The sequence below is a fragment of the Sphingomonas zeicaulis genome, from assembly GCF_050433225.1.
GTDB classification, from domain to species: Bacteria; Pseudomonadota; Alphaproteobacteria; order Sphingomonadales; family Sphingomonadaceae; genus Sphingomonas_D; species Sphingomonas_D zeicaulis.
This window is the reverse complement of record NZ_JBNPXQ010000008.1, coordinates 24,903-50,270: the sequence shown is the minus strand read 5'-3', so window position 1 is coordinate 50,270 and position 25,368 is coordinate 24,903. Positions and strand designations below refer to the sequence as shown.

At 66.1% G+C, this 25,368-nt stretch carries 26 protein-coding genes; 8 read left to right on the top strand and 18 right to left on the bottom strand.

Annotated features, from left to right (window positions below; all coding sequences use genetic code 11):
- Window positions 1–6: 6 nt before the first annotated feature.
- Entirely contained in the window at window positions 7–555 is a 549-nt protein-coding gene (ppa, locus tag FHS96_RS22210; protein WP_429597046.1) for an inorganic diphosphatase, read from the bottom strand.
- A gap of 141 nt (window positions 556–696) precedes the next feature.
- A complete protein-coding gene (locus tag FHS96_RS22205; protein ID WP_429597043.1) occupies window positions 697–2,604 on the bottom strand; it encodes a M61 family metallopeptidase in 1,908 nt (635 codons plus the stop codon).
- Window positions 2,605–2,738: 134 nt separating this feature from the next.
- On the opposite strand from FHS96_RS22205, the gene FHS96_RS22200 reads away from it, so the two are divergent.
- Entirely contained in the window at window positions 2,739–3,737 is a 999-nt protein-coding gene (locus tag FHS96_RS22200; RefSeq protein WP_429597040.1) for an adenosine kinase, read from the top strand.
- Between the two features lie 79 nt (window positions 3,738–3,816).
- On the opposite strand, the gene FHS96_RS22195 is transcribed toward FHS96_RS22200, so the two are convergent.
- Window positions 3,817–5,412 carry an amino acid permease gene (locus FHS96_RS22195; protein ID WP_429597037.1) on the bottom strand — a complete coding sequence of 532 codons (1,596 nt, stop codon included), beginning with the start codon at window positions 5,410–5,412 and terminating at the stop codon, window positions 3,817–3,819.
- Window positions 5,413–5,512: 100 nt separating this feature from the next.
- A complete protein-coding gene (locus FHS96_RS22190; RefSeq protein WP_429597034.1) occupies window positions 5,513–5,749 on the bottom strand; it encodes a hypothetical protein in 237 nt (78 codons plus the stop codon).
- 87 nt (window positions 5,750–5,836) lie between these two features.
- Between FHS96_RS22190 and FHS96_RS22185 the strand changes: the two genes are divergently transcribed.
- Window positions 5,837–6,853 (top strand): cation diffusion facilitator family transporter, encoded by a 1,017-nt coding sequence (locus tag FHS96_RS22185; RefSeq protein WP_429597032.1) that lies wholly within the window; start codon window positions 5,837–5,839, stop codon window positions 6,851–6,853.
- Window positions 6,854–6,886: 33 nt separating this feature from the next.
- On the opposite strand, the gene FHS96_RS22180 is transcribed toward FHS96_RS22185, so the two are convergent.
- Window positions 6,887–7,303 (bottom strand): CoA-binding protein, encoded by a 417-nt coding sequence (locus FHS96_RS22180; protein ID WP_429597029.1) that lies wholly within the window; start codon window positions 7,301–7,303, stop codon window positions 6,887–6,889.
- 33 nt (window positions 7,304–7,336) lie between these two features.
- Complete coding sequence (locus FHS96_RS22175; RefSeq protein WP_429597027.1) at window positions 7,337–8,305, bottom strand: Mrp/NBP35 family ATP-binding protein; 969 nt, start codon at window positions 8,303–8,305, stop codon at window positions 7,337–7,339.
- Between the two features lie 137 nt (window positions 8,306–8,442).
- On the opposite strand from FHS96_RS22175, the gene hflK reads away from it, so the two are divergent.
- The 3 genes from hflK to FHS96_RS22160 all read left to right on the top strand — a co-directional run bounded on the left by hflK (window position 8,443) and on the right by FHS96_RS22160 (window position 12,063).
- Window positions 8,443–9,570 carry an FtsH protease activity modulator HflK gene (gene hflK, locus FHS96_RS22170; RefSeq protein ID WP_429597024.1) on the top strand — a complete coding sequence of 376 codons (1,128 nt, stop codon included), beginning with the start codon at window positions 8,443–8,445 and terminating at the stop codon, window positions 9,568–9,570.
- Window positions 9,567–10,424, top strand: coding sequence for a protease modulator HflC (gene hflC / locus FHS96_RS22165; protein ID WP_429597021.1), 858 nt, complete (start codon window positions 9,567–9,569; stop codon window positions 10,422–10,424). Before hflK ends, hflC begins: the two co-directional genes overlap by 4 nt.
- 112 nt (window positions 10,425–10,536) lie before the next feature.
- Window positions 10,537–12,063: a Do family serine endopeptidase gene (locus FHS96_RS22160; protein ID WP_429597018.1), complete on the top strand. Its 1,527-nt coding sequence runs from the start codon at window positions 10,537–10,539 to the stop codon at window positions 12,061–12,063.
- 152 nt (window positions 12,064–12,215) lie between these two features.
- Here the strand turns inward: FHS96_RS22160 and ruvB are convergent, their stop codons facing one another.
- The 4 genes from ruvB to ispG form a co-directional block, all read right to left on the bottom strand.
- Window positions 12,216–13,241 carry a Holliday junction branch migration DNA helicase RuvB gene (ruvB, locus tag FHS96_RS22155; RefSeq protein WP_429597015.1) on the bottom strand — a complete coding sequence of 342 codons (1,026 nt, stop codon included), beginning with the start codon at window positions 13,239–13,241 and terminating at the stop codon, window positions 12,216–12,218.
- 64 nt (window positions 13,242–13,305) lie between these two features.
- Complete coding sequence (locus tag FHS96_RS22150; RefSeq protein WP_429597012.1) at window positions 13,306–13,776, bottom strand: GNAT family N-acetyltransferase; 471 nt, start codon at window positions 13,774–13,776, stop codon at window positions 13,306–13,308.
- Window positions 13,773–14,666: a DMT family transporter gene (locus FHS96_RS22145; RefSeq protein ID WP_429597009.1), complete on the bottom strand. Its 894-nt coding sequence runs from the start codon at window positions 14,664–14,666 to the stop codon at window positions 13,773–13,775. The genes FHS96_RS22150 and FHS96_RS22145 overlap by 4 nt, the downstream gene beginning before the upstream one ends.
- Window positions 14,667–15,794, bottom strand: coding sequence for a flavodoxin-dependent (E)-4-hydroxy-3-methylbut-2-enyl-diphosphate synthase (gene ispG, locus FHS96_RS22140; RefSeq protein ID WP_429597006.1), 1,128 nt, complete (start codon window positions 15,792–15,794; stop codon window positions 14,667–14,669).
- A gap of 114 nt (window positions 15,795–15,908) precedes the next feature.
- Here ispG and FHS96_RS22135 point away from each other — a divergent pair, with 114 nt between their 5' ends.
- Entirely contained in the window at window positions 15,909–16,766 is an 858-nt protein-coding gene (locus FHS96_RS22135; RefSeq protein WP_429597003.1) for a S1/P1 nuclease, read from the top strand.
- A gap of 51 nt (window positions 16,767–16,817) precedes the next feature.
- On the opposite strand, the gene FHS96_RS22130 is transcribed toward FHS96_RS22135, so the two are convergent.
- Genes FHS96_RS22130 through FHS96_RS22120 form a run of 3 tightly spaced genes read right to left on the bottom strand, consistent with a single transcriptional unit; the run spans window position 16,818 to window position 18,198 of the window.
- The gene (locus tag FHS96_RS22130; RefSeq protein WP_429597000.1) at window positions 16,818–17,066 is read right to left on the bottom strand and encodes a hypothetical protein; all 249 of its coding nucleotides are present in this window, start codon (window positions 17,064–17,066) and stop codon (window positions 16,818–16,820) included.
- A 13-nt stretch (window positions 17,067–17,079) separates the two neighbouring features.
- Window positions 17,080–17,286, bottom strand: coding sequence for a type II toxin-antitoxin system antitoxin (locus FHS96_RS22125; protein ID WP_429596997.1), 207 nt, complete (start codon window positions 17,284–17,286; stop codon window positions 17,080–17,082).
- 9 nt (window positions 17,287–17,295) lie between these two features.
- Window positions 17,296–18,198: an SPFH domain-containing protein gene (locus tag FHS96_RS22120; RefSeq protein ID WP_429596994.1), complete on the bottom strand. Its 903-nt coding sequence runs from the start codon at window positions 18,196–18,198 to the stop codon at window positions 17,296–17,298.
- A gap of 137 nt (window positions 18,199–18,335) precedes the next feature.
- Here FHS96_RS22120 and FHS96_RS22115 point away from each other — a divergent pair, with 137 nt between their 5' ends.
- The gene (locus FHS96_RS22115; RefSeq protein ID WP_429596991.1) at window positions 18,336–19,250 is read left to right on the top strand and encodes a sulfite exporter TauE/SafE family protein; all 915 of its coding nucleotides are present in this window, start codon (window positions 18,336–18,338) and stop codon (window positions 19,248–19,250) included.
- Window positions 19,244–20,011 (top strand): TIGR02186 family protein, encoded by a 768-nt coding sequence (locus FHS96_RS22110; protein WP_429596988.1) that lies wholly within the window; start codon window positions 19,244–19,246, stop codon window positions 20,009–20,011. The genes FHS96_RS22115 and FHS96_RS22110 overlap by 7 nt, the downstream gene beginning before the upstream one ends.
- Before the next feature lie 110 nt (window positions 20,012–20,121).
- On the opposite strand, the gene FHS96_RS22105 is transcribed toward FHS96_RS22110, so the two are convergent.
- The 5 genes from FHS96_RS22105 to FHS96_RS22085 form a co-directional block, all read right to left on the bottom strand.
- Window positions 20,122–20,730, bottom strand: a complete 609-nt coding sequence (locus FHS96_RS22105) for an FKBP-type peptidyl-prolyl cis-trans isomerase (RefSeq protein WP_429596985.1) — start codon at window positions 20,728–20,730, stop codon at window positions 20,122–20,124.
- Between the two features lie 88 nt (window positions 20,731–20,818).
- Window positions 20,819–21,025 carry a 30S ribosomal protein S21 gene (gene rpsU / locus FHS96_RS22100; protein WP_025295445.1) on the bottom strand — a complete coding sequence of 69 codons (207 nt, stop codon included), beginning with the start codon at window positions 21,023–21,025 and terminating at the stop codon, window positions 20,819–20,821.
- Window positions 21,026–21,201: 176 nt separating this feature from the next.
- Window positions 21,202–22,776 carry an RNA polymerase factor sigma-54 gene (gene rpoN / locus FHS96_RS22095; RefSeq protein WP_429596981.1) on the bottom strand — a complete coding sequence of 525 codons (1,575 nt, stop codon included), beginning with the start codon at window positions 22,774–22,776 and terminating at the stop codon, window positions 21,202–21,204.
- Between the two features lie 11 nt (window positions 22,777–22,787).
- The gene (gene lptB / locus FHS96_RS22090) at window positions 22,788–23,567 is read right to left on the bottom strand and encodes an LPS export ABC transporter ATP-binding protein (protein WP_429596978.1); all 780 of its coding nucleotides are present in this window, start codon (window positions 23,565–23,567) and stop codon (window positions 22,788–22,790) included.
- Between the two features lie 113 nt (window positions 23,568–23,680).
- Entirely contained in the window at window positions 23,681–25,360 is a 1,680-nt protein-coding gene (locus FHS96_RS22085; protein WP_429596975.1) for a putative bifunctional diguanylate cyclase/phosphodiesterase, read from the bottom strand.
- Between the last annotated feature and the right edge of the window lie 8 nt (window positions 25,361–25,368).

Genomic DNA, 25,368 nt, shown 5'->3' with positions numbered 1-25,368 from the left:
TAACGGTCAGGCGCCCTTGGCTGCCTTGTCCGCCTGATAGCGATCGATCGCCTCAAGCAGGATCTGGCGGGCTTCCGAGGCATCGCCCCAGTTGCCGATCCGCACCCACTTCTTGGCTTCCAGATCCTTGTAGTGGGTGAAGAAGTGCTCGATCTGCTGCATCACGATCTCGGGCAGATGGTCCTTCTCGTCGACCTTCGAATAATAAGGGAAGGTCGAATCCACCGGCACCGTCAGCAGCTTCTCATCGCCGCCGGCCTCGTCTTCCAGCTTCAGCACCGCGATCGGACGCGCGCGGACGACGCAGCCCGGAACGAAGGGCGAGCGGGCGACGACGAGCGCGTCGAGCGGGTCGCCGTCGGGCGACAGCGTGTGCGGCACGAAGCCATAATTCGCCGGATAGCGCATCGGCGTGTGCAGGATGCGATCGACGAACAACGCGCCCGACTTCTTGTCGAACTCATACTTCACCGGCTCACCGCCCACCGGCACCTCGATGATGACGTTGAGGCTGTGGGGGGGATCATCACCAACGGGAATCAGATCGATGTTCATATTGAATTCGGCTCCGACGAAGTCTCGGCCTCTCCCTGAGGTTGTGGTTTGCTGCGCCGCGATAGCGGAACGCGCGCGCCGCGTCGATGACCTTCATCATGGCCGAAGGCCATCGCAGCAGCGCATGCGATCAGCCCTTTATCACCGCGCTTCCAGCAGCTTGTCGAGCGCTGTCGACTGCGTGCCGGTCTTGCGGAAACGCGGGTAGCGCAGGCCGTCATGATAGTCGATCGCGACCTCGCGGAAGCGATCGCCGGAGCGCACCAGCAGCCGGATCGGATCTTTCCCGGTCTTCGCCGCGGTGATCGCCGCCTTCAGCTCTTCCGCCGAATAGGCATGGCCGTTGACCGCGATCAGCTCATCGCTGACCGTCACGCCCTGCTTGAACGCCGGACCATCCCACAGCACCGCGTTGACCTTGTTGCCCTTCGCCACGTTCAGCCCCAGCGAATAGAAGAAGTCGGTATAGTCACCGGTCTTCTGCTGGTTGTTGATCACGGGTGTCGGCTCCTCGGTATAGACGAGGCTGTAGCCGCTGTTGGTGAAGCCCTTGAGCGGCGCGCCGGCGGCGTTCTCGTTCAGTCGCTGCTGGAGGAAGGCCAGCCAGTCATAGGGCGCGATGCCATTGAGCGTCGCCGCGACATCCTCGATCGTATAGGGTGACACGCCCCAGTCGCCATCCTTCTGGCCGAAGAAAGCCTTGGCGAAATCGTCGAGCCCGCGCGCGCCCCTGGTCTGCGCGCGCAGCATGGAATCGACCTCCATCCACACCAGCAGCCCTTCATTGTAGTAATCCTCGGAGCGCTGGTAGCTCAGCCAGCCCTTCGGCCGGCGCGCGCTGATCACCGGGTCGTTGGTGGTATCCTCCAGATCCCGCCAGCCCCGCGCCGGGCGATTGTCGAGCTGGGCCGCGATCACCGCATAGGCATCAAGCGTGTCCTGCTTGCTGACAAGGCCGGAGCGCGCCTGCAGCACATAGCCCCAGAACTGCGTCTGGCCTTCATAGACCCACAGCAGGCTGTTGCGCATCGGCGTGCGGAAGTCCGGCGTGAACAGGTCGGCGCCGCGGCGATACTTGCCGTTCCAGCTGTGGGTAAATTCGTGCGGCAGCAGGTTGCGGCTGCCGGGGCCGGCATCCCAATCGAGGAAATAGCCGGGCTTCACGCCATTTTCGGAACTGCGGTGATGCTCGAGGCCGATGCCGCCAAGCTCGTCGCTGAGTGACAGCAGGAATTCATAATTGTCGTAATGCTGCGCGCCAAACAGCTTCACCGCCTGGTCGACCAGCTTCCTGTGCGCCTCGATCTGCTCGGGCTTGGCGGCGAGATAGCGCGCCTCGTCCGCGACGATGTTGAGTCGCACCTTGGGCGAAAGCTGCTCCTGGCGCATGTAGCGGCCGGCGAACACCGGCGAGTCGATCAACGTCTCATAGCTGGTCGTTTCATATTGGTAGACGCCGCCGACGAAGCGCGACGGCAGCCCCGAAGCGGCCTTCCAGCCGCTCGGATAGCGCACATTCGCCTTCACCGGGATGCGGCGCGTGTACCAGCCGGCGGGATAGAGCGAGACCTTTTCCCACTGCAGGTTGATGATCGCGGGCGTCATCACCACGCGGCCCTGATCGGAATTGGTGGCGGAGATGAAGCGGAAGCGAACGTCGAGGCTGCGGGCCCCCTCCGGCACATCGATATGAAAGGCATAGACGTCGACATCGTCGCGTTCCCAGTTGAGCTTCTTGCCGTTGGCATGGATCTCAAGCCCGGCCAGCTTCTCGATCTCGCCACGGGGCGCGTGGTTGCCCGGCAGCCATTTGGGGAACAGCAGCGCCATCGGCCCCGCGGCGGCGACGGGGATGGTCTGCTTCACCTCGAAAATGCCGCGCTGGGTGTCGGTCGCGTCGATATCGAGCAGCATCGTGCCGGGATAGTCCACGTCACGCGCGGCCGGGATCGTGTCGACGATCGGCAATGGCTGCGGCGCGCTGTTCTGGGCGATGGCGGGGGAAACGGAAGCAAGCAGCAGCCCGATCGGCAGCAACGCGGATTTCATCGAACGCGAACCCTTTCACGAAAAATCGGATGGATGGCTGGATAGGCGGGCGCGGTAGCCCGCGTCCACCCCGCTTGGCGCTTCGGCGAATCGCCGTTATGCGGCGCTTTTGCTCATCCTCGGGAGAATCCGTCTTGTCCGCAGCCACCTATGACGTTGTCGCAATCGGCAACGCCATCGTCGACGTCCTGTCGAAGGCCGATGATGCCTTCATCGCCCAGGAAGGGCTGGTCAAGAATACGATGCAGCTGCTGTTCTCCACGGAAGCGGCCGAGGCGCTCTATGCCAAGATGGCACCCGGCATCGAGGTGAGCGGGGGGTCGGCCGCCAACACCGTCGCCGGCATCGCCGCGCTCGGCGGCAAATGCGGCTTCATCGGCCAGGTAGCGGACGACCAGCTCGGCAAGGTGTTCAGCCATGACATCCGTGCGCAGGGGGTAACCTTCACCACCACCGCACGCACCGAGGCGGATCCCACCACCGCGCGCTGCCTGATCCTGATCACGCCCGATGGCCATCGCACGATGAACACCTATCTCGGCGCCTCCCAATTCCTGCCGGCGGCTGCGCTCGATCGCGACATGATCGCCGCCGGTGCGATCCTCTATCTCGAAGGCTATCTGTGGGATCCGGCCGAGCCCCGCGCGGCGATGCGCGAGGCGATCCGCATCGCGCGCGACGCCGGCCGCAAGGTCGCCTTCACCCTTTCGGACACCTTCTGCATCTCGCGCCACCGCGACGACTTCCTGAAGCTGATCGACGATGGCGACATCGACATCCTGTTCGCCAACGAGGCGGAGATCCTGTCGCTGACCCTGCTCGACGATTTCGACAAGGCGGTGGCGAAGGTGGCGGAGAAGCTGCCGGTGCTGGTCTGCACGCGCAGCGAGCATGGCGCCATCGCGGTGAAGGATGGCGAGCGTTTCACCGTGCCGGCGCAGCCGGTGGACGCGGTGGTTGACACCACCGGCGCGGGTGACCTGTTCGCTGCCGGCTTTCTGGCTGGCCAGGCGCAGGGCCGTTCGGTGGAGGCGAGCCTGACGATGGGCGCGGTGTGCGCCGCCGAGATCATCTCGCACGTCGGTGCGCGCCCCCAGGTCGATCTCAAGGAACTCGTCGCCAAGGCGCTCTGATCGCGATCGACCCGCCCCGAAAGAAGAAGGGCGGCGCGACCATCGGTCGCGCCGCCCTTTTCTTATCCGTCAGCGCCGATCAGTGACTGCCGGGCACCGGCGGGACCGGTTTCGGCGGCAGGTCGCTGTCGCTCTCATGAACCTCGATCAGCCCGCGGCCGACATGGCTCTTGCGATAGCCGTAGAGGAAATAGATCACGAGGCCGATGCCGCCCCAGATCGGCAGCACGAGCATCGCATCGACCGGCAGGTTGAAGAACAGGGCGACGCAGCCGACCACGGAGAGCGGCCCGACCACCCACACCAGCGGCGTGCGGAACGGCCGGTGGCGGCTGGGATCCTTCACGCGCAGCACCATCACCGCGATCGCCACCATGAAGAAGGCGAAAAGCGTGCCGGAATTGGAGATGTCGGCAAGCTGGCCGACCGGCAGCAGCGCCGCGGCGATCGCCACGAACAGGCCGGTCACCATCGTCACGATGTGCGGCGTCTTCCACTTCGGGTGGATGGTCGCCAGTTTCTCTGGCAGCAGGCCGTCACGCGCCATCACGAAGAAGATGCGGGTCTGGCCGAACATCATCATCAGGATGACGGAAGGCAGCGCGATATTGGCGGCGAAGCCCAGCCAATTGCCCATCTGGTTCCAGTCGATCGCACGCAGCACATGCGCCAGCGCTTCGTTCGAGCAGACCAGCTTCCCGGCATTCTCGGCAAGACCGCAGGCGGCGACGAAGCCCGCCGAGCCCGGCTGCACCGCCGAACCGTCGAGGCCCAGCACCGGCTGCGCGCCCATCGCACCGATCGCGCCGGCGGCGACGAGAATGTAGAATATGGTGCACAGCGCCAGGCTGCCGATCAGGCCGATCGGGACGTTGCGCTGCGGGTTCTTGGTTTCCTCGGCGGCGGTGGAGACCGCATCGAAACCGACATAGGCGAAGAAGATCGAGGCAGCGGCGCCGACGATGCCCATGCCGCTGGTGCCATCCGGGCCGAACCAGCCATTGGGCGCGAAGGGCGAGAAATTGCCACCGTCCATCACCGGCAGGGTCAGTGCGATGAAGATGGTGAGCGCGGTGACCTTGACTGCGACCAGCACCGCATTGACGCGCGCGCTTTCGGTGGTGCCGATGACCAGCAGCGCGGTTACCGCCAGCGCGACGAAGATCGCCGGCACATTGATCACGCCATGGCTGATATCGGCATGCGGCATCCAGCCGTTCATCGTCCAGACCGGCCCGGCGGATAATGCTGCTGGTAACTCAAGCCCTGTCGCGTTCTTGAGCAATCCCATGAAATAGCCGGACCAGCCGGCCGAGACCGCGCTTGCCGCCACCGCATATTCCAGGATCAGCGCCCAGCCGACCATCCACGCCAGCAATTCGCCGACCACGGCGTAGGTATAGGTATAGGCGGAGCCGGAAACCGGCACCATCGAGGCGAGTTCGGAATAGCAGAGCGCGGCGACGGCGCAGACCGCGCCGGCGATGATGAAGCTCCACATCATGCCCGGCCCCGCCTTCTGCGCGGCGGCGGCGGTGAGCACGAAGATGCCGGTGCCGATGATCGCGCCGACGCCGAGCAGCGTGAGCTGCACCGGCCCCAGCGTTCGGACGAGCGATTTCTTTTCGGCTGTCGCCAGTATTGCGTCGAGAGGCTTGACGCGACCAAAAATCATGAAGGTGGCCCCCAGGGTGCGGCGGCTTCCTGGCCGCCGAGTTCAAATCTGGGAGGCGAGCCTATACGCTAATCTCCGGTGCGCAATGCCCAATCGCGTTTCAACCTGACGGGTTGAGCCGATCCGAAACGACCTTCTCCGCCGCCTTGCGCTTCTTGCGCCGGTCCCACAGCATCTTGCCTGCCACAGCGGCGCCGACCGCGGCGAGCCCCGCCGGACCCGCGCGGCTGACCGCGCGTGCGGCGACCGCGCCGATCACAGCGCCCTTCAGGCCGCCCTTGCCGTCGCTCCGGTCGATCGCGCCACCCACCATCGCGCCCATAATCCGTCGCAGCATATCCCTGTTCCTTCTCCAAATCCCCATCGGCATCGAACCGCATCGATGTCCTAGCATATCGCGCCATGCTTGGCCTAAGTTCCCGACATGGCTCATGATCATGCGCATCACGAACACGACCATGTCGAAGACCATCGGCACGATCATGTACATGACGATCGTAGGCATGAGGCGCATGAGGCAGATGGCCGCCAGTCCTTCGGCCACAGCCATTCGCACAGCCATCACGGCCACAGCCACGCGCCCGCCGATTTCGGCCGCGCCTTCGCGATCGGCGTCGGTTTGAACCTGGCCTTCGTCGTCGCCGAGGCGGCGGCAGGATTGATAACCGGTTCCCTCTCGCTGCTCGCCGACGCCGGCCACAACATGTCGGATGTACTGGGTCTGCTCATCGCCTGGGGTGGTGCGGCGCTGGCACGGCGGCCGCCGAACAAGCGCTTCACCTATGGCTACAAGGGATCGACGATCCTGGCCGCGATGTTCAATGGCCTGTTCCTGATGTTCGCGCTGGGCGCGATCACCCTGGGCGCGATCGATCGGATCGGCCATCCGCGGCCAGTGGACGGCGTGCCGGTGATCATCGTCGCCGCCATCGGCATCCTCGTGAACGGCGCCACCGCCTTACTGTTCATGTCCGGCCGCGACCATGACATCAACATCCGCGGCGCCTGGCTGCACATGATCGCCGACGCCGCGGTTTCCGCAGGCGTCGTCATCGCGGGCGTCGCGATCATGACGACGGGGGCGGTCTGGATCGATCCGTTCGTCAGCCTGACGATCGTGACATTGATCTTTTGGAGCACCTGGGCACTGCTACGCGAGGCGGTCAACATGCTACTCGCTGCGGTGCCGAGCGATCTCGACCGCGACAATGTCGAGGCGGAGTTGCTTTGCTCACCGGGTGTCACCCGCGTCCACGATCTTCACATCTGGCCGATGAGCACCACCGAAACCGCGCTGACGGCGCATCTGCTGGTGCCGTCAGGCCACCCCGGCGACGTGTTTCTGGAGGATATCCGGGTACGGCTCAAGCGGCGCTTCGGGATCGATCACGTCACGATCCAGGTGGAAATCGCGCCACGCGGGCATGTCCACTGCGGCTAGTTCACCTCCCGTTTGCGGAAGGGGGCTTGGACGTCAGAGGCCCAGCCGTCGCAACTCGATCGCCGGGCAGCGATCCATCACCACCTTGAGCCCCGCGGCCTCGGCGCGCGCCGCAGCGTCCTCGTTAACAACGCCCAGTTGCATCCATACCGCCTTCGCGCCCGCCGCGATCGCCTGATCGACCGCCTCACCCGCCGCAGCGGAATTGCGGAAGATGTCCACGAGGTCGATCGGATCGCCCAGCTGCGACAGGTCGCGCCAGACGAACTCGCCATGGACATGCTCGCCGGTGATCTGCGGATTGACCGGAATCACGCGATAGCCATGGTTCTGCAGCACCTTCATCACGCCATAGCTTGGCCGGTCAGGCCGATCGGAGGCGCCGACCATCGCGATCGTGCGGGTTTCCTGCAGCAGATTGCGGATATCGTCGTCAGAGGTCAGCGGCATCGCGGGGCTCCTTGTTGAATCCGCTTCAACCCGTCAGTCGGCGGGTTGATCCAGCCAGTCGCCCAGTTTTGCCGCGATCGCGCGGAAGGCATCCCCCTCCGCCACGTCCATCGCGGCCGGCGGGTGGCCCGCGTCGGAAGCGCGGCGGATCGCGATGTCGAGCGGCACGCGGCCGAGGAAGGGATGGTCCATTGCCCCCGCCGCCGCCTCGGCGCCGCCATTCCCGAACGGGTCGGAGACCTCGCCGCAATGCGGGCAGACATAGCCCGCCATATTCTCGACGAGGCCGATGATCGGCACGCCCGACTGGTTGAAAAGGTCGATTGCGCGGGTGGCGTCGATCAGCGCCAGGTCCTGCGGCGTGGAGACGATCACCGCACCCGCCGGCTTCTGCTTCTGGATCATCGAAAGCTGGACGTCGCCGGTGCCCGGCGGCAGATCGACGATGATCACGTCGGTCATGCCCCAATCGGCATCGATGAGTTGGCCGAGCGCATTGCCCGCCATCGGCCCACGCCACGCCACCGCCTGGCCCGGCTTGAGCAATTGGCCCATCGACAGCATCGGCACGCCGAAATCGGTCTGCACCGGAATCAGCTTCTGCCCCTCTGCGGTCGGGCGCCGTCCCTCGGCCGCCATCAGTCGCGGCTGGGAGGGGCCGTAGATGTCGGCATCGATCAGCCCGACATTGCGACCGGCACGGCGCAGCGCCACCGCGAGATTGGCCGCAAGCGTCGATTTGCCGACGCCGCCCTTGCCGCTGCCCACCGCGATGAGCCGGCGGCCCTGTTTCTCACTGGTCTGGGCGATGCGCACCTCGTCCACGCCCGGCAGCACCTTGAGCACGCGGCGGATATCCGCCTCCAGCAAGGCACGGCGATCGGTGTCGAGCCCGGTCACGTCAAGAATCAGGCTGACCCGGCCGTCAGTAAAGCGGGGGGCGGCGGCGCGCTTGCCGGCAATCGGCTCCAGCGCCTGGCGGATCGCATCGATATCGGTCATCGCCGCGGCCATAGAGCAAAGCGGCCAAGGCTGGGAAACAGTTTCGATTTATTGCCGACAAGTCCTGTCTTGCCTAACGAAACGCCAATTCGACTGCCGGCACTGTTTTTCCCCGTTCGTCCACCTATAAAGGTTGAATGAGCAGATTTCCGGAGTGGATAGCGTCGATCGGAATCCTCAAGGCCGACGCTGGCGGCCCTTGGGGCGGCCGCGGTGGTGGTGATGGCGGAGAGGGCGGCAGCGGCGGCGGAAGCGGCGGCGGCGGTGGTCCTCGCAATCCGTGGAATCAGCCCCCCGAAGGTGGCCGCCCGCGTGGTGGTGGCAATGGTCGACGCGGGCCGACCCAGCTCGACGAACTGATCCGGCGCATGCGCGCCGGCGGTGGCGGCGGTGGTCGCGGCGGCTTGCCGCCGGCGTTCAATCCCGCCCGGGTCTGGCGTTATGTGCTCGCGCTGTTCGTCGTGATCTGGCTGCTGTTCACCAGCATCCACCGCATCGGACCGCAGGAACAGGGCGTCGTTTCGCTGTTCGGTCGCTATTGGTACACGTTGCGCCCGGGCGTGAGCTTCACGCCGCCGGCGCCGATCGTCACTGTGCGCAAGATCGATGTCGCGGAAATCCGTACGGTCGATATCGGCACCACCGCCGCGCAGCAGGAAAACCTGATGCTCACGGGTGACCAGAACGTGATCGATCTTGCCTATTCGGTGCGCTGGAACATCAGCGATCCCGTCCGCTACATGTTCCAGCTCGAGGATCCCGACGAGACGATCAGCGAAGCCGCGGAAAGCGCGATGCGCGAGGTGATCGCCGAGGTGTCGCTCAACGATGCGATCGGCTCCGGCCGTAACGCCATCGAAGCGCGCGTCCAGCAGCGTACGCAGGAACTGCTCAACGACTATCGCGCCGGCGTCCGGATCCAGGGTGTGGCGGTCAAGCAGGCGGATCCGCCCGCCGCCGTCAACGACGCGTTCAAGGAAGTGTCGGCCGCGCAGCAGACCGCGCAAACCTATCTCAACGAAGCGCGTGCCTACGCGCAGCAGCTCAACGCCAAGGCGCAGGGCGAGGCGGCCGCGTTCGACCAGGTTTATGGCGAGTATAAGCTGGCGCCCGAAGTGACCCGCCGGCGCATGTATTACGAGACGATGGAGCGTGTTCTGTCGAAGGTTGACAAGACGATCGTCGAGGCCCCGGGCGTGACGCCCTATCTGCCGCTGCCCGAGGTCGCCAAGCGACCGGCTCCGGCCGCGGAGGCGCAACGATGACCGGCGTTCCCCGTCAGCTTATCGCGATCACGATAGGATCGCTTCTGCTGCTCATCATCCTGCTGAGCTCGCTGGTCGTGGTGCCGGAGGACCGGCAGGGCGTCATCGTTCGCTTCGGTGAGCCCCAGAAGCTGATCAACCCCTATCGCGCCGACCAGGACTTCGGTCGCTCGGGCGCCGGGCTGATCGCCAAGGTGCCGTTCATCGATCAGGTCGTGTGGATCGACAAGCGCGTGCTCGACATCGAGATGGACCGCCAGCAGGTGCTCTCGACCGACCAGCTCCGCCTAAACGTCGATGCCTATGCGCGCTACCGCATCGTCAATCCGCTGCAGATGTACATCTCGGCGGGGACCGAGGAGCGCGTGTCCGACCAGCTTCGCCCGATCCTCGGCTCGCAGCTCCGCAACGAGCTGGGCAAGGTGCAGTTCTCGGCGCTGCTCAGCCCGGAACGCAGCCAAGTGATGGACAACATCCAGACCGGCCTCAACCGTGTCGCCCGCCAATATGGCGCGGAGATCGTGGACGTACGGATCAAGCGGGCCGACCTGCCGGACGGCACGCCACTGGAATCGGCCTATGAACGGATGCGCACCGCTCGCCGCCAGGAGGCACTGACGATCCGCGCCAACGGCGCGCGCGATGCACAGATCATCCGCGCGGAGGCTGATGCCGCCGCGGCGCGCACCTATGCCGCCAGCTTCGGCAAGGATCCGGGCTTCTACGATTTCTACCGGGCGATGAAATCCTACGAACATACGTTCGGCACGGATGGAACCCAGCCGGAGGGCCGTGCGTCGATCATCTTGTCGCCCCAAAACGATTATCTGCGCGAGTTCCGCGGCAAGCCCTGACAGACTGGGTGGCCGCCGCGGATCGGCTGCGAAGGACCATTAAAGCTGCGTTCAGGCGCAGGCTCACAGCGTCGCAAGCGCCTTTCGGCGCGCCCAATGGAGGAAGATCTCAGTGCGTTACGCCTATGCCTTGACCACCGCCTTGCTGCTCGGGGGAACGGCCGCGACCCTCGTAACCAACCCGCTCGGGGCGCAGGTTGCACAGAATGATCCCCAGGCGCTGGCGTCTGCGCCGCGCGCTGGCGCGCCGATGAGCTTCGCCGATCTTGCCGCCAAGCTGCAGCCCGCCGTCGTCAACATCTCGACTACCCAGCGCGTGCAGGTCAGCAACAACCCGTTCGAGGGCACGCCGTTCGGCGGACTGTTCGGTGGTCTTCAGGGCGGCCGTCCGGTCACCCGCCAGGCGACCTCGCTCGGCTCGGGCTTCATCATCTCGCCCGACGGCTATATCGTCACCAACAACCACGTGATCTCGCCCGATCGCCGTGGCAACGGCACGGTCGAATCAATCACCGTGATCATGCCCGATCGCAAGGAGTACAAGGCCAAGCTGATCGGCCGCGATCCGCAGTCGGATCTGGCGGTGCTCAAGATCGAGGCCGCCAACCTGCCCTTCGTGCGTTTCGGCGATTCGACGCGGACGCGCGTGGGTGACTGGGTGATGGCGATCGGCAATCCGTTCGGCCTGGGCGGCACCGTGACCGCCGGCATCGTCTCGGCGCTCCACCGCAACACTGGTTCGGGCGGCGCCTATGACCGCTACATCCAGACCGACGCGTCGATCAACCAGGGCAATTCGGGCGGGCCGATGTTCGACCTGGCCGGCAATGTCATCGGCATCAATACCGCAATCTTCTCTCCGACCGGCGGCAATGTCGGCATCGGCTTCGCGATCCCGGCCGAACAGGCCAAGCCGATCGTCGATACGCTGATGAAGGGCGGCTCGGTGGAGCGCGGCTATCTCGGCGTCGAGATCCAGCAGCTCGACGATGACAGCGCCGGCGCGCTCGGCCTCAGCAAGAATGAGGGCGAATTGATCGCGCGCACCGTGCCGGGCGAAGCCGCCGACAAGGCGGGCATCCGTCAGGGTGACGTGATCGTCAAGGTCAACGGTCGCACCGTCAATCCGGACCAGACGCTGTCGTTCATCGTCGCCAATCTGCCGGTGGGCACGCGTGTGCCGATCGAACTGATCCGTGACGGCAAGCGCATGACCTTGACCGCCACCGTCGGCAAGCGCCCGCCGGACGATCAGCTCGCAGGCTTCGCGCGCGGCGAGGATGACGAAGGCTTCGGTGAGGATTCGAGCCCGGGCGACAGCGAGCAGGCAACGCGCGGTGCGCTCGGCATCGCGGTAGTGCCGATGACGCCGGTGATCGCGCGGCAACTGGGTGTCGATCCCGCGATGCAGGGCGTGGTCGTCAGTTCGGTCGATCCATCGAGCGAAGCGGCAGGCAAGGGCCTGCGTCGCGGCGACATCATCAGCGCGGTAAATTCGGTGACCCGCGTCGCCGTGCGCACCCCGGCCGACCTCGACAACGCCATCGCCGCGGCGCGGCGCGCCGGCCGCAACAGCGTGCTGCTGCTTGTCACGCGCGGCAATCAGTCAACCTATGTTGGCGTGCCGATCAAGCCGTAAGAAAGCCTTGGGATCCGGCCGGATCACCCGGCCTGGATTTTATAGCAGGAATGCGGGCCACGAACCTCAAAGGTTCGTGGCCCGTTTACGTTCTACTTCGCGTGTGCTGTCGGCGGCAGTGCGCCGCGGATCAGGGTGTATGCTCGACGGAATCAAACGTCGAACAGACCGTCCTGTGACCCTGCGGGCGGATTGAGCCCGAGATGTTTCCAGCCCCGCGCGTTGAGGCACCGGCCGCGCGCGGTACGGGCGACCAGGCCCAGCTGGATCAGATAGGGCTCGATCACTTCCTCGATCGTGTCGCGCGGCTCGCTGAGGCCGGCAGCCAGCGTTTCGACGCCCACCGGGCCGCCGCGATAAATGTCAGCGATCATGTGAAGGTAGCGCCGGTCCATCGCGTCGAGTCCGAGCGCGTCGACCTCCAGCCGGGTGAGTGCGAGATCGGCGGCCTTGCGGTCCACCGTGATCACGCCCGCGACATTGGCGAAATCGCGCACGCGCCGCAGCAGGCGGCCAGCGATACGCGGAGTCCCCCGTGCGCGGCGCGCGATCTCGGCGGCGCCATCGGGGGCAATGTGCAGATCGAGCAGGCGGGCTGCGCGGCTCACCACCTTTTCCAGTTCATCGACCGTGTAGAAATTGAGCCTTACCGGGATGCCGAAGCGGTCGCGGAGCGGCGTCGTCAGCAGGCCCTGGCGGGTGGTGGCACCGACCAATGTGAAGCGCGGCAGATCGATGCGCACCGAGCGCGCCGAAGGCCCCTCCCCGATCATGAGGTCGAGCGCGCGATCCTCCATCGCCGGATAAAGCACTTCCTCGACCGCCGGATTGAGGCGGTGGATTTCGTCGATGAAGAGGACGTCACCGTCTTCGAGATTGGTCAGCAGCGCCGCGAGATCGCCCGACTTGACGATCACCGGGCCCGACGTGGAGCGGAACCCCACCCCCATCTCGCGCGCGATGATCTGCGCGAGCGTGGTCTTGCCGAGACCGGGCGGGCCGAAGAAGAGCACATGATCCAGTGCATCGCCGCGCGACTTCGCGGCATCGATGAACACGCGCAGATTCTCGCGCGCCGCCTGCTGGCCGACAAACTCGTCGAGCGAGCGCGGGCGCAACGCGGCGTCCACGTCCTCGGGCCGGCGGGCGGGGGTGATGAGGCGTTCGGCGTCGGTCACACTATGTTCCGTAGCGCCGCCACCCGCCGGATGTCGAGCGCGACGCGCGGTTGCCGCGCGCCGATCACAGCGCGTCCAGCGCCTCGCCCTCCAGGCGCCAGACCTCCCAGCCGGTCGTCGGCTTGGCGCCGATATGGCTGTAGAAGCCCTTGGCTTTCTCATTCCAGTCGAGCACCGACCAGTCGATCCGGCCGCAGCCAAGGCCCCGCGCCGCTTCCGCCAGCGCGCGGAACAGCGCCAATCCGGCGCCCGAGCCACGTGCGCTTTCCTCGACGAACAGATCCTCGAGATAGAGCGTCGGCTTGCCCGTCCAAGTCGAGTAGGTGAGGAACCATAGCGCCAGCCCGACCGGCTTGCCGTCCAACTCCGCCAAGTGCGCCCACACACGGGCGGGTTCGTCGAACAGGGTCGCGCGTAGCGATGCCTCAGTCGCCTTCACCGCATCCGGTTCGCGCTCATAATCGGCCAGCGCCTTCACCAGGCGGAGGATCTCGGCTTCGTCGCCTGGAACGGCGGGGCGGATCGTCAATGTCATAGGGCGGCTTCCGTGGTCGGCATTGGGGGCGGGCGGCGGCGTGCCGCCCAAAGGCAGCCGGCGACGATCATCGCCGCGCCGACTAAGGTCAAGGGTGAGACCGCCTCGCCGAACGCCCACCAGCCGAGCAATGCCGCCCAGATGAACGCCGTATACTCCACCGGCAGCAGGTAATTGGCCTCGGCGCGGGCATAGGCCCAGGCGAGCAGCATGATCGAGACCAGCGAAAAGATCGCGCACAGCAGCAGCCGCGGCAGTTGGCCCATGCTCGGCAGCACCGCCAGCCAGGGCGACGCCATGCCGTACATGCCGATCGCAATGACGTTGAAAAAGAAGCCGACCTCGATCGGGCTCGCAACCTGACTCTGCTTGCGGCCGAGGATCAGGCTGCCTGCATAAAGCACCGCCGCAACGAGAATCGCGACTGCGCCGCGAAAAGCTTCGGGGCCCATTTCTTCACGCGATTGGCCGATCAGGATGACGATGACGCCGGCGAAGGCGAGCAGTGACGCGGCGATGGCCCCCTTCCCCACCGTCTCCTTGAGCACCACTGCGGCGAGATAGAGCGCGATCAGCGGAGCGATGAACGACAATGCGACGCCCTGCGCGATCGGCATCCGCGCGATGCCCCAGAAGAACATCAGCACGGACGCCGCCGCGGCGATCCCGCGCCACAGATGTAGCCGGAACACCGACCGGCTCGGCCAGCGCCCGCCCGAACCGAGGAATAGCGTACCGCTGATGCCGAACGCGATTATCGTGCGCCACAACATCGCGTTGTAGGCGCCGATCTCGATCGACAATTGCTTCATCATCGCGTCCATCGCCGAAAAGATGGCGATGCCGAGGACGGCGACCGCGAAGGCGATCGCTGGATTGGCCCTGGTCACTTACTCGGCGGCGATCGGCGCCCGGCTGTTGGCAGCCGCGATCTCGGCGGCCTTCGCCTCGACCAGCTTGACGATATGCTCGACCATGTCGTCGTCCTGGATATGATGGTCGGTGACGCCCGACAGATAGACCATGTGCTTGCCGTTGCCGCCGCCGGTGATGCCGATGTCGGTTTCGCGCGCCTCGCCGGGGCCGTTGACGACGCAGCCCAGCACCGAAAGCGAGATCGGCGTCGCGATGTGCTTCAGCCGGTCTTCCAATGTCTGGACGGTGCGGATCACGTCAAAGCCCTGCCGCGCGCAGCTCGGGCAGGAAACGACGCGGACGCCGCGGGTGCGGATGCCCAGGGTCTTGAGGATCTCATAGCCGACGCGGATCTCATCCTCGGGCTCGGCGGAGAGCGAGACGCGGATCGTGTCGCCGATGCCGAACCACAGCAGCGAACCGATGCCGATCGCCGACTTCACGGTGCCGCCGACGAAGCCGCCCGCCTCGGTGATGCCCAGGTGCAGCGGGCAATCGACCGCCTCGGCGAGCTGCTGATAGGCAGCGACCGCGAGGAAATGGTCGCTGGCCTTCACCGCCACCTTGAACTCGTGGAAATCATGGTCCTGCAGCAGCTTGATATGGTCGAGCGCGCTTTCGACCAGCGCTTCCGGGCAGGGCTCGCCATATTTTTCGAGCAGGTCGCGCTCAAGGCTGCCGCCGTTGACGCCGATGCGGATCGAGCAGCCATTGGCCTTGGCCGCACGCACCACTTCCGCCACGCGATCGGCCGAGCCGATGTTGCCGGGGTTGATGCGCAGGCAGGCGGCGCCGGCATCGGCGGCTTCCAGCGCGCGCTTGTAGTGGAAGTGGATGTCGGCAACGATCGGCACGCGCGCGGCGCGGGTAATCTGGCGAAAAGCCGCGGTCGATTCGACGTCCGGGCACGAAACGCGGATGATGTCCGCGCCTACCTCTTCACAGCGCCGGATCTGGTTGATCGTCGCCTTTGCGTCCGTGGTCGGCGTGTTGGTCATCGTCTGCACGGTGACGGGCGCGTCGCCGCCGACGGGCACGTTGCCGACCATGATCTGGCGGGACTTGCGGCGGGCGATGTCGCGCCACGGACGGATCGAGGACATGAACTTACTCTCGGGCTAAGCGATGCCCGCGCCTATAGCGCGCTTCCGCCGCAGCCGATAGGGCGGCGCTGAATGGGCGAGCGGGTCGTTGCCGCCTTTGAATGGAGACAAGGCATGAAGGCATTGCGCATCGCCCTCGCGCTGCTGACGTCCGCGTTGGTCGCAGCGCCGGCATCGGCCTGGTGGGATTTTGGCCATGAGGCGGTCGCCGGCATCGCCATGCACGAGGTGCGGCCCGAAACGCGGGCGGCCATCCGGCAGTTGCTGCGCCACGCGCCCGATCTCGCGACGCCCACCTGCAAGCTGCGCACGATCGAGGATGCCAGCGTCTGGCCGGACTGCATCAAGATGCTTGGCGAGCGGTTCAGCTATGCCTATTCCTGGCACTATCAGAACATCGACATCTGCAAGCCGTTCGACCTCAAGGCGCCCTGCCGCGACGGCAATTGCGTCTCGGCCCAGATCGACCGCAACCGCAAGCTGCTGGCCGACAAGAGCCTGCCGGCGCGCGAGCGGCTGATGGCGCTGGCCTTTCTCGTTCATTTCGTCGGCGATCTGCACCAGCCGATGCATGCGGGCGATCATGGCGATCTCGGGGGCAATCGCGTGAAGGCCGATTATGGCATCGCCCAGGGCCGCATCAACCTGCACAGCATCTGGGACGGCTATCTTGCCGAGCGCGCGATCACCACGCCGCCCGCGGGCGTAGCCGGGTTGATATCGGACATCGCACCGGCCGACCGCGCCGCTGTGGCGGCGGGCAGCACCGAGGACTGGTCCCGCGAAAATTGGCAGATCGCGCATGATGTCGCCTATGGCGGGCTCTACGGCGGCGATCCCTGCCTGCCCGCCCCGGATGCCAAGCCGGTGCTGAGCAACGCAGCGATCGAGGCGGCGATTCCGGTGGTCCGCAAACAGGTGGAGCGTGGCGGGCTGCGGCTGGCGCGGCTGCTGGACGAGGCGCTGGGGTGAGGCGAAAAGGGGCGAAAAACCACCCCCTTCTCGCCCCTCATTCTCCCCTGTTTACCCCCGATCTTCCCCACCCCAACGCCATCGCCACCCGCCGCGCGTCTTCGCCGCGTAGATCGGCAGCGCAACGACGATGATCGTCGCCAGCCACGCCGCGCGCGTGACGCCGACCAGGAAGAAAATGCCGAGGCCGATGAGCAGCAGATGCGCCGCGATGAAGACCCAGCCCGCGGTCGCGATCGGCAGGCCGGCGCCGTAACCGAAGCGCTTGGGCGCGAACCAGGGTTTGCCGAATTCGTCCATCTCGAACCTCCGTTCAGTCATCGCGCGAAGCCGGCGGCCGCCCGCGCGGGCGATGCTCGGGTGGGGCGACCTTCACGCCGCGGCGCGCCAGCGCCTCGCGCAGCAGGATCTCCACCTCGGCATTGACGCTGCGCAGGTCGGTCGCCGCCGCGCGCTCGATCGCGGCGTGGAGCGCCGGATCGAGCCGCAGCGCGAACGCTTTCTTGGGGGGCACCGTCACGCCGGCGCCTTACTGATAGAGCGACCCGGCGTTGACCACCGGCTGGGTGTCGCGCTCCGAGCACAGCACAACCATCAGGTTGGAGACCATCGCCGCGCGCCGCTCGTCGTCCAGTTCGACGACATTCTTCGCCGAGAGCTGCTCCAGCGCAAGTTCGACCATGCCGACAGCGCCTTCGACCAGCTTCTGCCGCGCCGCGATCACCGCATCCGCCTGCTGGCGCCGCAGCATCGCGCCCGCAATCTCCTGCGCGTAAGCGAGGTGAGTCAGCCCGCATTCGTCGATGGTGATGCCCGCCACCTTCAGCCGGTCGATCAGCTCGACGCGCAACTCGCTGTTCACCACCTCATGATTGCCGCGCAAGGTGACCTCGGCCTGGGCGATATCGTCATAGGCGTAGCGCGAGCCGATCGTGCGCACCGCGGCCTCGATCTGCACCTCGACGAACTCACGATAATCATCGACGTCGAACAGCGCCTGCGCGCTGTCGGTCACGCGCCACACCACTTGCGCGGCGATCTCTATGGGGTTGCCGCGCAGGTCGTTGACCTTGAGCTTGTCCGACACGAGGTTGTTGGCGCGCGCAGAGATCTTGCGCTTGCCCATCCACGGCCAAGTCCAGCGCAGCCCGGTGGCACGGTCGGTGCCGCGATAGTCGCCGAACAGGGTGATCGCCACCGCCTGGTTGGGCTGCAGCATGAAGAAACCCGGTGCGATGAGCGCGAGCAGCAGCACCGCGACCACCATTACCACCACCCCGAGGAGCGCGTTCAGCGCCGCAGCGACGAAGCCGAACAACACCGCCACCAGCAGGACGAGCAGGAGCAGCAGCATCAGATAGCCATTGCGGGTCTGCGCAGGCCGTTCTCGACTGATGTTGAAGCCGGGGCCGTGGGGCGATTCGATCGTCATCACCATCCTCCATAATTATGATATCATCATTATATTGTTTTGAGGCGAAGGCAAGCGACGATCCCATTGATGGGAAGCACGGCGTGCCCGCGCAGCCTTTCGCCCGCATCCATTTGGGTTTAGGCGTGACCCTGGCCATGGATCTGTATCTTCCGATCGCCAATCTGTCGGTAAATGCGCTCGTCATCATCTCGTTGGGCGGGCTGGTCGGGCTGTTGTCCGGCATGTTCGGGGTCGGCGGCGGATTCCTGACGACGCCGCTGCTGATCTTCTACGGCATCCCGCCCACGGTCGCTGCGGCCTCAGCCGCGACGCAGGTGACCGGCGCCAGCGTCTCCGGCGCGCTCGCGCATTACCGCCGTGGCGGCGTCGACGTGCATATGGGGCTGGTGCTGGTCGCCGGCGGTATCGTCGGATCGCTTGCGGGCGCCTTCATCTTCCGCGAGCTGCAGACGACCGGCCAGATCGATACGGTGATCGGCATCCTTTATGTGCTGCTGCTGGGCAGCGTCGGCTGGCTGATGGCCAAGGAAAGCTGGGTGAGCATCCGCGCCGCCCGCCGCGGCGAAGCGCTGCCGGCGCGCACACGGCGCCACCACCCGCTGGTCGCCGCACTGCCGCTGCGCTGGCGCTTCTACCGCTCCGGCCTCTACATCTCGCCGCTCGCGCCGCTGTTGCTGGGCTTCGCCACCGGCGTGCTGACGATCCTGCTGGGCGTCGGCGGCGGCTTCGTGATGGTGCCGGCAATGATCTACCTGCTTGGCATGGCGACGCAGGTGGTGGTCGGCACATCGCTGTTCCAGATCCTGTTCGTGACCGCGGCGGCCACGATGGTCCACGCCTCTACCACCAAATCGGTCGATATCGTGCTCGCCGCGCTGCTGCTGATCGGCAGCGTCACAGGCGCGCAGCTCGGCGCGCGGCTCGCGCAGAAGCTGAAGCCCGAATATCTGCGCTTCCTGCTCGCCTTCATCGTCCTTGCGGTTGCGCTGCGCATGGCGCTGGGGCTCGGCTGGCGCCCCGACGAGATCTACACGGTCCAACCATGGTGAGCCGGCTGCACGGCCTGGGGCTGATCGCGCTCGCAGCACCGCTGCTGATGGCGCAGGAAAAGCCGCGGCTGGTGCCGGACGTGTCGCAGCGGGACGTGGAGATCCGCTACAGCTTCACCGGCGCCGAACTGCTGCTGTTCGGCGCGATCATCTATCCTGGCGGGCGCGCGCCGGAAAAGCGCGCGGACATCGTTGTGGTGCTCAAGGGCCCAACCGAATCCGTAATCGTGCGCGAGAAGCAAAAGATCGCCGGCATCTGGATGAACGCGGACAGCGCCCGCTTCCGATCCGCCCCCAGTTTCTATGCGGTCGCCGCATCCCGCCCGATCAAGGCGCTCGTCGATGAGCGCACCGCCGCGATCTACGAGCTGGGGCTGGACAATCTCCAGCTCTCCCCCGCCAGCGCGCGGCCTACCGACGAGCAGCGCCGCTTCGCCGCCGGGCTGGTCGACCTCAACAAGCGCGTGGGCCTTTACGGCGAGGTGGTGGGCGAGGTCGAGATTACCGACGACGTGCTCTATCGCGCCCGGCTGCGCATCCCCGCGCGGGTGCCGGTGGGAACCTTCACCGCCGAGACCTTCCTGATCCAGGACGGCAAGGTGCTGGCCGCCGCGGTGCGGCCGATCGAGATCCGGAAATCGGGGTTCGAACGCTTCGTCGCCGAGGCGGCGGACCGGTGGTCGTTCGTCTATGGACTGGTTGCGGTGGCGCTGTCGCTGGCGCTGGGCTGGGCGGCGGGAGCGCTGTTCCGGCGGGTTTGAGGCCCCACTTCCAAAAACCCGGGGGGGGTCTCGATTCTCGGCTGCGCTCGAACCACCCCTCGACTTCGCTGGGGGCGAACGGAGGGGGAGTGTGGCGGATGCCGCGGGGCTTACTGCCCCGCGTGCGGATCCATGCCGGCGCCGCCCATGTCGGGCGCGCCGCCGGCGCCACCGGCGCCGCCCATCATCATCTGCTGGCGCAGTTCGGCGATGCTGGCGAACTGGAGCATGTCGACCTCGAAGACGAGGACCGAGTTGGCCGGGATCTGCGGCGACGGCGACTGTTCGCCATAGCCGAGCTTCGGCGGCAGCCAGAGCTGGAATTTCGAACCGCGCGGCATCAGCTTCAGCGCTTCGGAGAAGCCCGGTACCATCTGCGCGACGGGAAGCTGGATGCTCGGCGCCTGATCGAAGACGGTGCCGTCACGCAGCGAGCCTTTATAGGCGATGGTGACGACATCCTCGTCGGTCGGCGTCGGGCCACTGCCGGGCTTGAGGATCTTGTACTGCAGGCCCGAGGCGGTGGTCACCACGCCGTCCTGACCGGCGTTCCACGCGAGGAACTGCTCCGGCGTGCCGGTTTCGCTCGGCGCGTAGGCGGTCGTGCCCACATAGGCGAGGCCACCCGCGGCCAGCACCAGCGCCGCCACACCGACCCACAGCTTCGTCAGCGAACCCTTGGTGATCGGACGGAGCGGAACGGCGGTGACGGACGACATGAAGCAACCTCGCGGGCAGTGGACCGCGCCGGTCTAGAGAATCACCGGCGAAAAGCAATCGGGCCGCCGAAGCGGCCCGATGGGCATCTTACTTGACGCCGTCGCGCTCGGCGCGCTTGCGCTCCAGCTTGCGCGCGCGGCGGATCGCCGCCGCACGCTCACGGGCGCGCTTTTCCGAGGGCTTCTCGTAGTGGCGACGGAGCTTCATCTCGCGATAGACGCCCTCACGCTGCAGCTTCTTCTTCAGGGCGCGCAGCGCCTGGTCGACGTTATTGTCGCGAACGATGATTTGCATAAACCGTCAGTCTCCAGTCTCTCGTGGCGCCGCAACATCCACCCGAAGGGCCGGACGACACGATCGCTATGCGTGCAAATTTGGTGCCGCGAAGCAGGGCATCCGCGGCGGAAGCGGCGCACCTAGCAGCGGATCAGCGATTCTTCAAGGCCGAAGGCGCTGAATCTGCACACCCCTCAGGCGGCCCGCGAACCCAGCGCCTTCTGGCGCCGGCGCTGCACCGAAGAACCGATGCCCATCGCCTCGCGATACTTGGCGACGGTGCGCCGCGCGATGTCGAAGCCCTTGGCGCGCAGCAGATCGACCAGCGTATCGTCCGACAGGATCTTGGCTGGATCCTCCGCGGTGATCAGCGCCTTGATCTGGCTCTTCACCGCCTCCGCCGACACCGCATCGCCGCCATCGGCCGCCTGGATCGCGCTGGTGAAGAAATATTTCAGCTCGAACAGCCCGCGCGCGCAGCTCAGATATTTGTTGCTGGTGACGCGGCTGACGGTCGATTCGTGCATGCCGATGGCATCGGCGATCGTCTTCAGGGTCAGCGGCTTCAGATGCGCGACGCCCCTCAGGAAAAAGGCCTCCTGATGGGTGACCAGTTCGGTCGCCACCTTGATGATCGTGCGCTGGCGCTGATCGAGCGCCTTCACCAGCCAGTTCGCGCTCGCCAGCTTGTCCGCCAGCCACGCGCGCGAGTCGCGATCCTGCTTGCCCGACGAAAGCTCGACATAATAGCTGCGGTTGACGAGCAGCCGCGGCAGAGTCGCCGCATTGATCTCCACCGCCCAGCCGCCGGGGCGGCGCGCGACGAACAGATCCGGCACGACCACCTGCGCGCGTTCGCCGCCGAAGCGCAGCCCAGGCTTGGGATCATAGCCACGCAATTCGCGGATCATGTCCGCCATGTCTTCCTCGTCGACGCCGGTCATCCGGCGCAGCTGGGCGATCTTGCCCTGCGCAAGCATGTCGAGATTGTCGATCAGCCGCGCCATCGCCGGATCATAGCGATCGGCCTCGCGCGCCTGCAGCGCGATGCATTCGGCGAGCGAGCGCGCGCCGACGCCGGTGGGATCGAAACCCTGGATGACCGCCAGCACAGCTTCGGCCTCCGCCATCGACACGCCCAGTCGGTCGGCGATCTCAGCGAGCGGCGCGGCAAGATAGCCGGCCTCGTCGATCTGATCGATGATCTGTTCGCCGATCAGCAGGCCGAGCCCCGAAAGCTCCGCGCCCGCCTGCGCCAGCAGGTGATCGTGGAGCGACGGCGCATCCGCCGCCATGGCATCGAAGTCCGGCCCATCCTCCGGCATGGCAGCACCGCCGCCGACGCCATCGAGACCGAGCCCGCCATCCATGCCCGGGCCATCGGCCATCGGGCGGTCAACCATGCTGTCGATCGCGCTGTCATGGTGGAAGGTCTCGACGGCATAGTCCACGTCGAGCGGATTATCATTGCCGGCATCGCCGCCGGCGATCAGCCGATCGGCCGTGACGGGATCGGGCGCGTCGAACCCGTCGGACTCGCCCGAATCGCCAAAATCGCCATCACCATTATCGCCGCCGCCACGGTCGGCCCCGCGCTCGTCATCGCCCCCGCCGCCGGACTCCAGCAGCGGGTTCTTTTCGATTTCCTCGGCGATGAAGCTTTCGATCTCGAGGTTGGACAGCGTCAGCAGGCGAATCGCCTGCTGCAACTGCGGCGTCATCACCAGCGACTGGCTCTGCCTGAGATCGAGGCGAGGTCCGAGCGCCATCGGAGTGGTTCCTAGAGTTCGAAGCCCTCGCCGAGATAAAGCCGGCGCACGTTCGGATCGGCAACGAGATCGCGCGGGCTGCCGGCGAACAGCACCCGGCCATCATAGATGATGCAGGCGCGATCGACGATATCCAGCGTTTCGCGGACGTTGTGATCGGTGATCAGCACGCCGATGTCGCGCTTCTTCAATTCCTTGATGAGATCGCGAATGTCGGCGATCGACAGCGGATCGATGCCGGCGAACGGCTCGTCGAGCAGCATGATGGATGGGTCGGCCGCCAGCGCGCGCGCAATTTCGCAACGCCGCCGCTCCCCCCCCGACAGCGCCATCGCCGGCGAGTCGCGCAGGCGGGTGAGGCCGAACTCCTCGAGCAAGGTTTCCAGCCGCGCGGCGCGCGCCGTCCTGTCGGGCTCGGCCAGTTCGAGCACCGCCGAGATGTTCTGCGCGACGCTCATGCCGCGGAAGATCGAGGTTTCCTGCGGCAGATAGCCCAGGCCCAGAATCGCGCGACGATACATCGGCAGGCCGGTGATATCGTCCCCATCCAGCATGATGCGGCCGGCATCGGGGCGCACCAGGCCCATGATCGAATAGAAGCAGGTCGTCTTGCCCGCGCCGTTAGGGCCGAGCAGACCGACCACCTCGCCGCGCGCGACCGACAGCGACACATCGGCCAGCACCGTGCGCTTTTCATAGGATTTGGCGATCGAGACGACCGAAAGTCCGCGCGCAACCATGTCGGGCACCGGCGGCGCGATCGGCGGCTCCATCGTGACGACATCGTTCATGGCAGTCCTTTCCACGCTCTGCCGCCATGTATCGCGACGCGGCGATCAAGCAAACCGGGTTTGGCAGGATTTATGCATGCAACGCCGGTACGCCGCACATGCGCGGATGCGAATCAGCGCCGGCGGCGGCGCCAGAAGTCCAGGGCCGCGGCCGAATCCAGCGGCGGTGCGTACAGGAAGCCTTGGCCATAGGTGCAGCCGAGCGCGGCCAGCGTCTGCGACAGTTCGACCGTCTCGATGCCTTCCGCGGTCGTTTCCATCCCCAGCGCATGCGCAAGGCTGAGCACCGCGCGCACGATCGCCACCTTGTCGCGATCGGCCAGCATCGTCGTCACGAAGCTGCGATCGATCTTGAGGACGTCGACGGGCAGGCTCTGCAGCAGGGCGAGGTTGGAATAGCCCGTGCCGAAATCGTCCATCGCCAGCCGTGCATCGAGATCCTTCAGCGCGCCCATTACGCGTGCAGCCCGATCGGGATCGTCGACGACCGCGCTTTCGGTCAGTTCCAGCGTGAAGCGGTGACCGCTCAACCCGTGCCGACGCAACACCTCGTCAAGCTGGCGTGGCACATCGTCACGGATGAGTTGGATCGCGGAGAGATTGACGCTGAGTGACAGCGGCAACACCCGCCCGGCTTCCGCCTCCCACCGGGCGAGCGTGCGGCCGGCCGCCTCGAGCGCCCAGCGCCCAAGCGGAATGATAAGCCCTGATTCCTCGGCCACTGGAATGAAATCGCTCGGCGGGATGTCCTCCCCCGCCTCGGTGCGCCAACGCGCGAGTGCCTCGAAACCGACCAGCCGATCCTCGTTCAGGCCGACGATCGGCTGGAAGGCGAGGTGCAGTTTGTCATTCTCGATCGCGCGGCGCAGTTCGGTCTCGATGCTGAAGCGCCGCCGCGCTTCGGTGAAGGCGCGGTTCAGGTAGACCTCGACGCGCCCCGTTTCCTTGGCCCGGCGCAGGGCGAATTGCGCATGGCGGACGATATCCTCATCCTCCTCATTAGATTCGGTCGAGATCGCGACGCCGATGGCGCAATCGACGCGAATCTCGAAGTCGGAGAGGCTGAACGGCTCGGCGAGGATCTCCTCGATGCGTCGGGCGACGTGCAAGGCGTCGCCCGGGCCGTCGATGAGGTGGAGCAGGATCGCGAACTCGTCGCCGCCGATCCGCGCGAGTTGATCATAGGCGCGCAATGCGCCGCGCAGTCGCTTGCCGACCATGACGATCAGCGCGTCGCCGATATCGGCGCCCATGCAGACATTGATGCGACTGAACCGGCTGAGATCAACCACCAGCACCGCAAGGTCGCCGGCGCGGTCCTCACGCTGGAGCAGCGACACGGCTTCGGCGAAACCGGCGCGGTTGAGCAGTCCGGTCAGCTTATCGCGCATCATGTCGCCGCGTCGATGGACCGCGGTTTCCGCCTCGATGGTGCGATCGACCAGCGAAACCAATGCGGGCGGGACATCGGCCCTGCCGCCATCGACCAGCCGCGCGAACCGCACGCGATAATGGCGGCGATCGGTACCGCGATCGTCGAGCCAGCCGAACTGGCTGATCGGATCGGACGAGTCCAGGAAGGCGCGCACGCGATCGCCGAGCCGCGCCGGATCGAAAAGCGATCCGCGCCCGCCCTCGCTGACACCCCGAAACAGCGCGTTGGACGCCGCCTCGGAGAGGCGCCCCTCGGCGAGTTCGACCACCGCAGCCGGGATTGGCAGCGCTTCAAGCCAAGCCTCGATCCTATCCGGCCCCAACAGCATGACCACGCCAGCCTCCGAAACGGCGGGCACAATAACAT

Excerpts from the sequence above, each read along its gene's own strand:
- ppa (WP_429597046.1), bottom strand. The coding sequence starts at position 555 with ATGAACATCGATCTGATTCCCGTTGGTGATGATCCCCCCCACAGCCTC.
- FHS96_RS22205 (WP_429597043.1), bottom strand. The coding sequence starts at position 2,604 with ATGAAATCCGCGTTGCTGCCGATCGGGCTGCTGCTTGCTTCCGTTTCC.
- FHS96_RS22195 (WP_429597037.1), bottom strand. The coding sequence starts at position 5,412 with ATGATTTTTGGTCGCGTCAAGCCTCTCGACGCAATACTGGCGACAGCC.
- FHS96_RS22190 (WP_429597034.1), bottom strand. The coding sequence starts at position 5,749 with ATGCTGCGACGGATTATGGGCGCGATGGTGGGTGGCGCGATCGACCGG.
- FHS96_RS22185 (WP_429597032.1), top strand. The coding sequence starts at position 5,837 with ATGGCTCATGATCATGCGCATCACGAACACGACCATGTCGAAGACCAT.
- FHS96_RS22180 (WP_429597029.1), bottom strand. The coding sequence starts at position 7,303 with ATGCCGCTGACCTCTGACGACGATATCCGCAATCTGCTGCAGGAAACC.
- FHS96_RS22175 (WP_429597027.1), bottom strand. The coding sequence starts at position 8,305 with ATGACCGATATCGATGCGATCCGCCAGGCGCTGGAGCCGATTGCCGGC.
- hflK (WP_429597024.1), top strand. The coding sequence starts at position 8,443 with ATGAGCAGATTTCCGGAGTGGATAGCGTCGATCGGAATCCTCAAGGCC.
- hflC (WP_429597021.1), top strand. The coding sequence starts at position 9,567 with ATGACCGGCGTTCCCCGTCAGCTTATCGCGATCACGATAGGATCGCTT.
- FHS96_RS22150 (WP_429597012.1), bottom strand. The coding sequence starts at position 13,776 with ATGACATTGACGATCCGCCCCGCCGTTCCAGGCGACGAAGCCGAGATC.
- ispG (WP_429597006.1), bottom strand. The coding sequence starts at position 15,794 with ATGTCCTCGATCCGTCCGTGGCGCGACATCGCCCGCCGCAAGTCCCGC.
- FHS96_RS22135 (WP_429597003.1), top strand. The coding sequence starts at position 15,909 with ATGAAGGCATTGCGCATCGCCCTCGCGCTGCTGACGTCCGCGTTGGTC.
- FHS96_RS22130 (WP_429597000.1), bottom strand. The coding sequence starts at position 17,066 with ATGGACGAATTCGGCAAACCCTGGTTCGCGCCCAAGCGCTTCGGTTAC.
- FHS96_RS22120 (WP_429596994.1), bottom strand. The coding sequence starts at position 18,198 with ATGACGATCGAATCGCCCCACGGCCCCGGCTTCAACATCAGTCGAGAA.
- FHS96_RS22115 (WP_429596991.1), top strand. The coding sequence starts at position 18,336 with ATGGATCTGTATCTTCCGATCGCCAATCTGTCGGTAAATGCGCTCGTC.
- FHS96_RS22110 (WP_429596988.1), top strand. The coding sequence starts at position 19,244 with ATGGTGAGCCGGCTGCACGGCCTGGGGCTGATCGCGCTCGCAGCACCG.
- FHS96_RS22105 (WP_429596985.1), bottom strand. The coding sequence starts at position 20,730 with ATGTCGTCCGTCACCGCCGTTCCGCTCCGTCCGATCACCAAGGGTTCG.
- rpsU (WP_025295445.1), bottom strand. The coding sequence starts at position 21,025 with ATGCAAATCATCGTTCGCGACAATAACGTCGACCAGGCGCTGCGCGCC.
- rpoN (WP_429596981.1), bottom strand. The coding sequence starts at position 22,776 with ATGGCGCTCGGACCTCGCCTCGATCTCAGGCAGAGCCAGTCGCTGGTG.
- lptB (WP_429596978.1), bottom strand. The coding sequence starts at position 23,567 with ATGAACGATGTCGTCACGATGGAGCCGCCGATCGCGCCGCCGGTGCCC.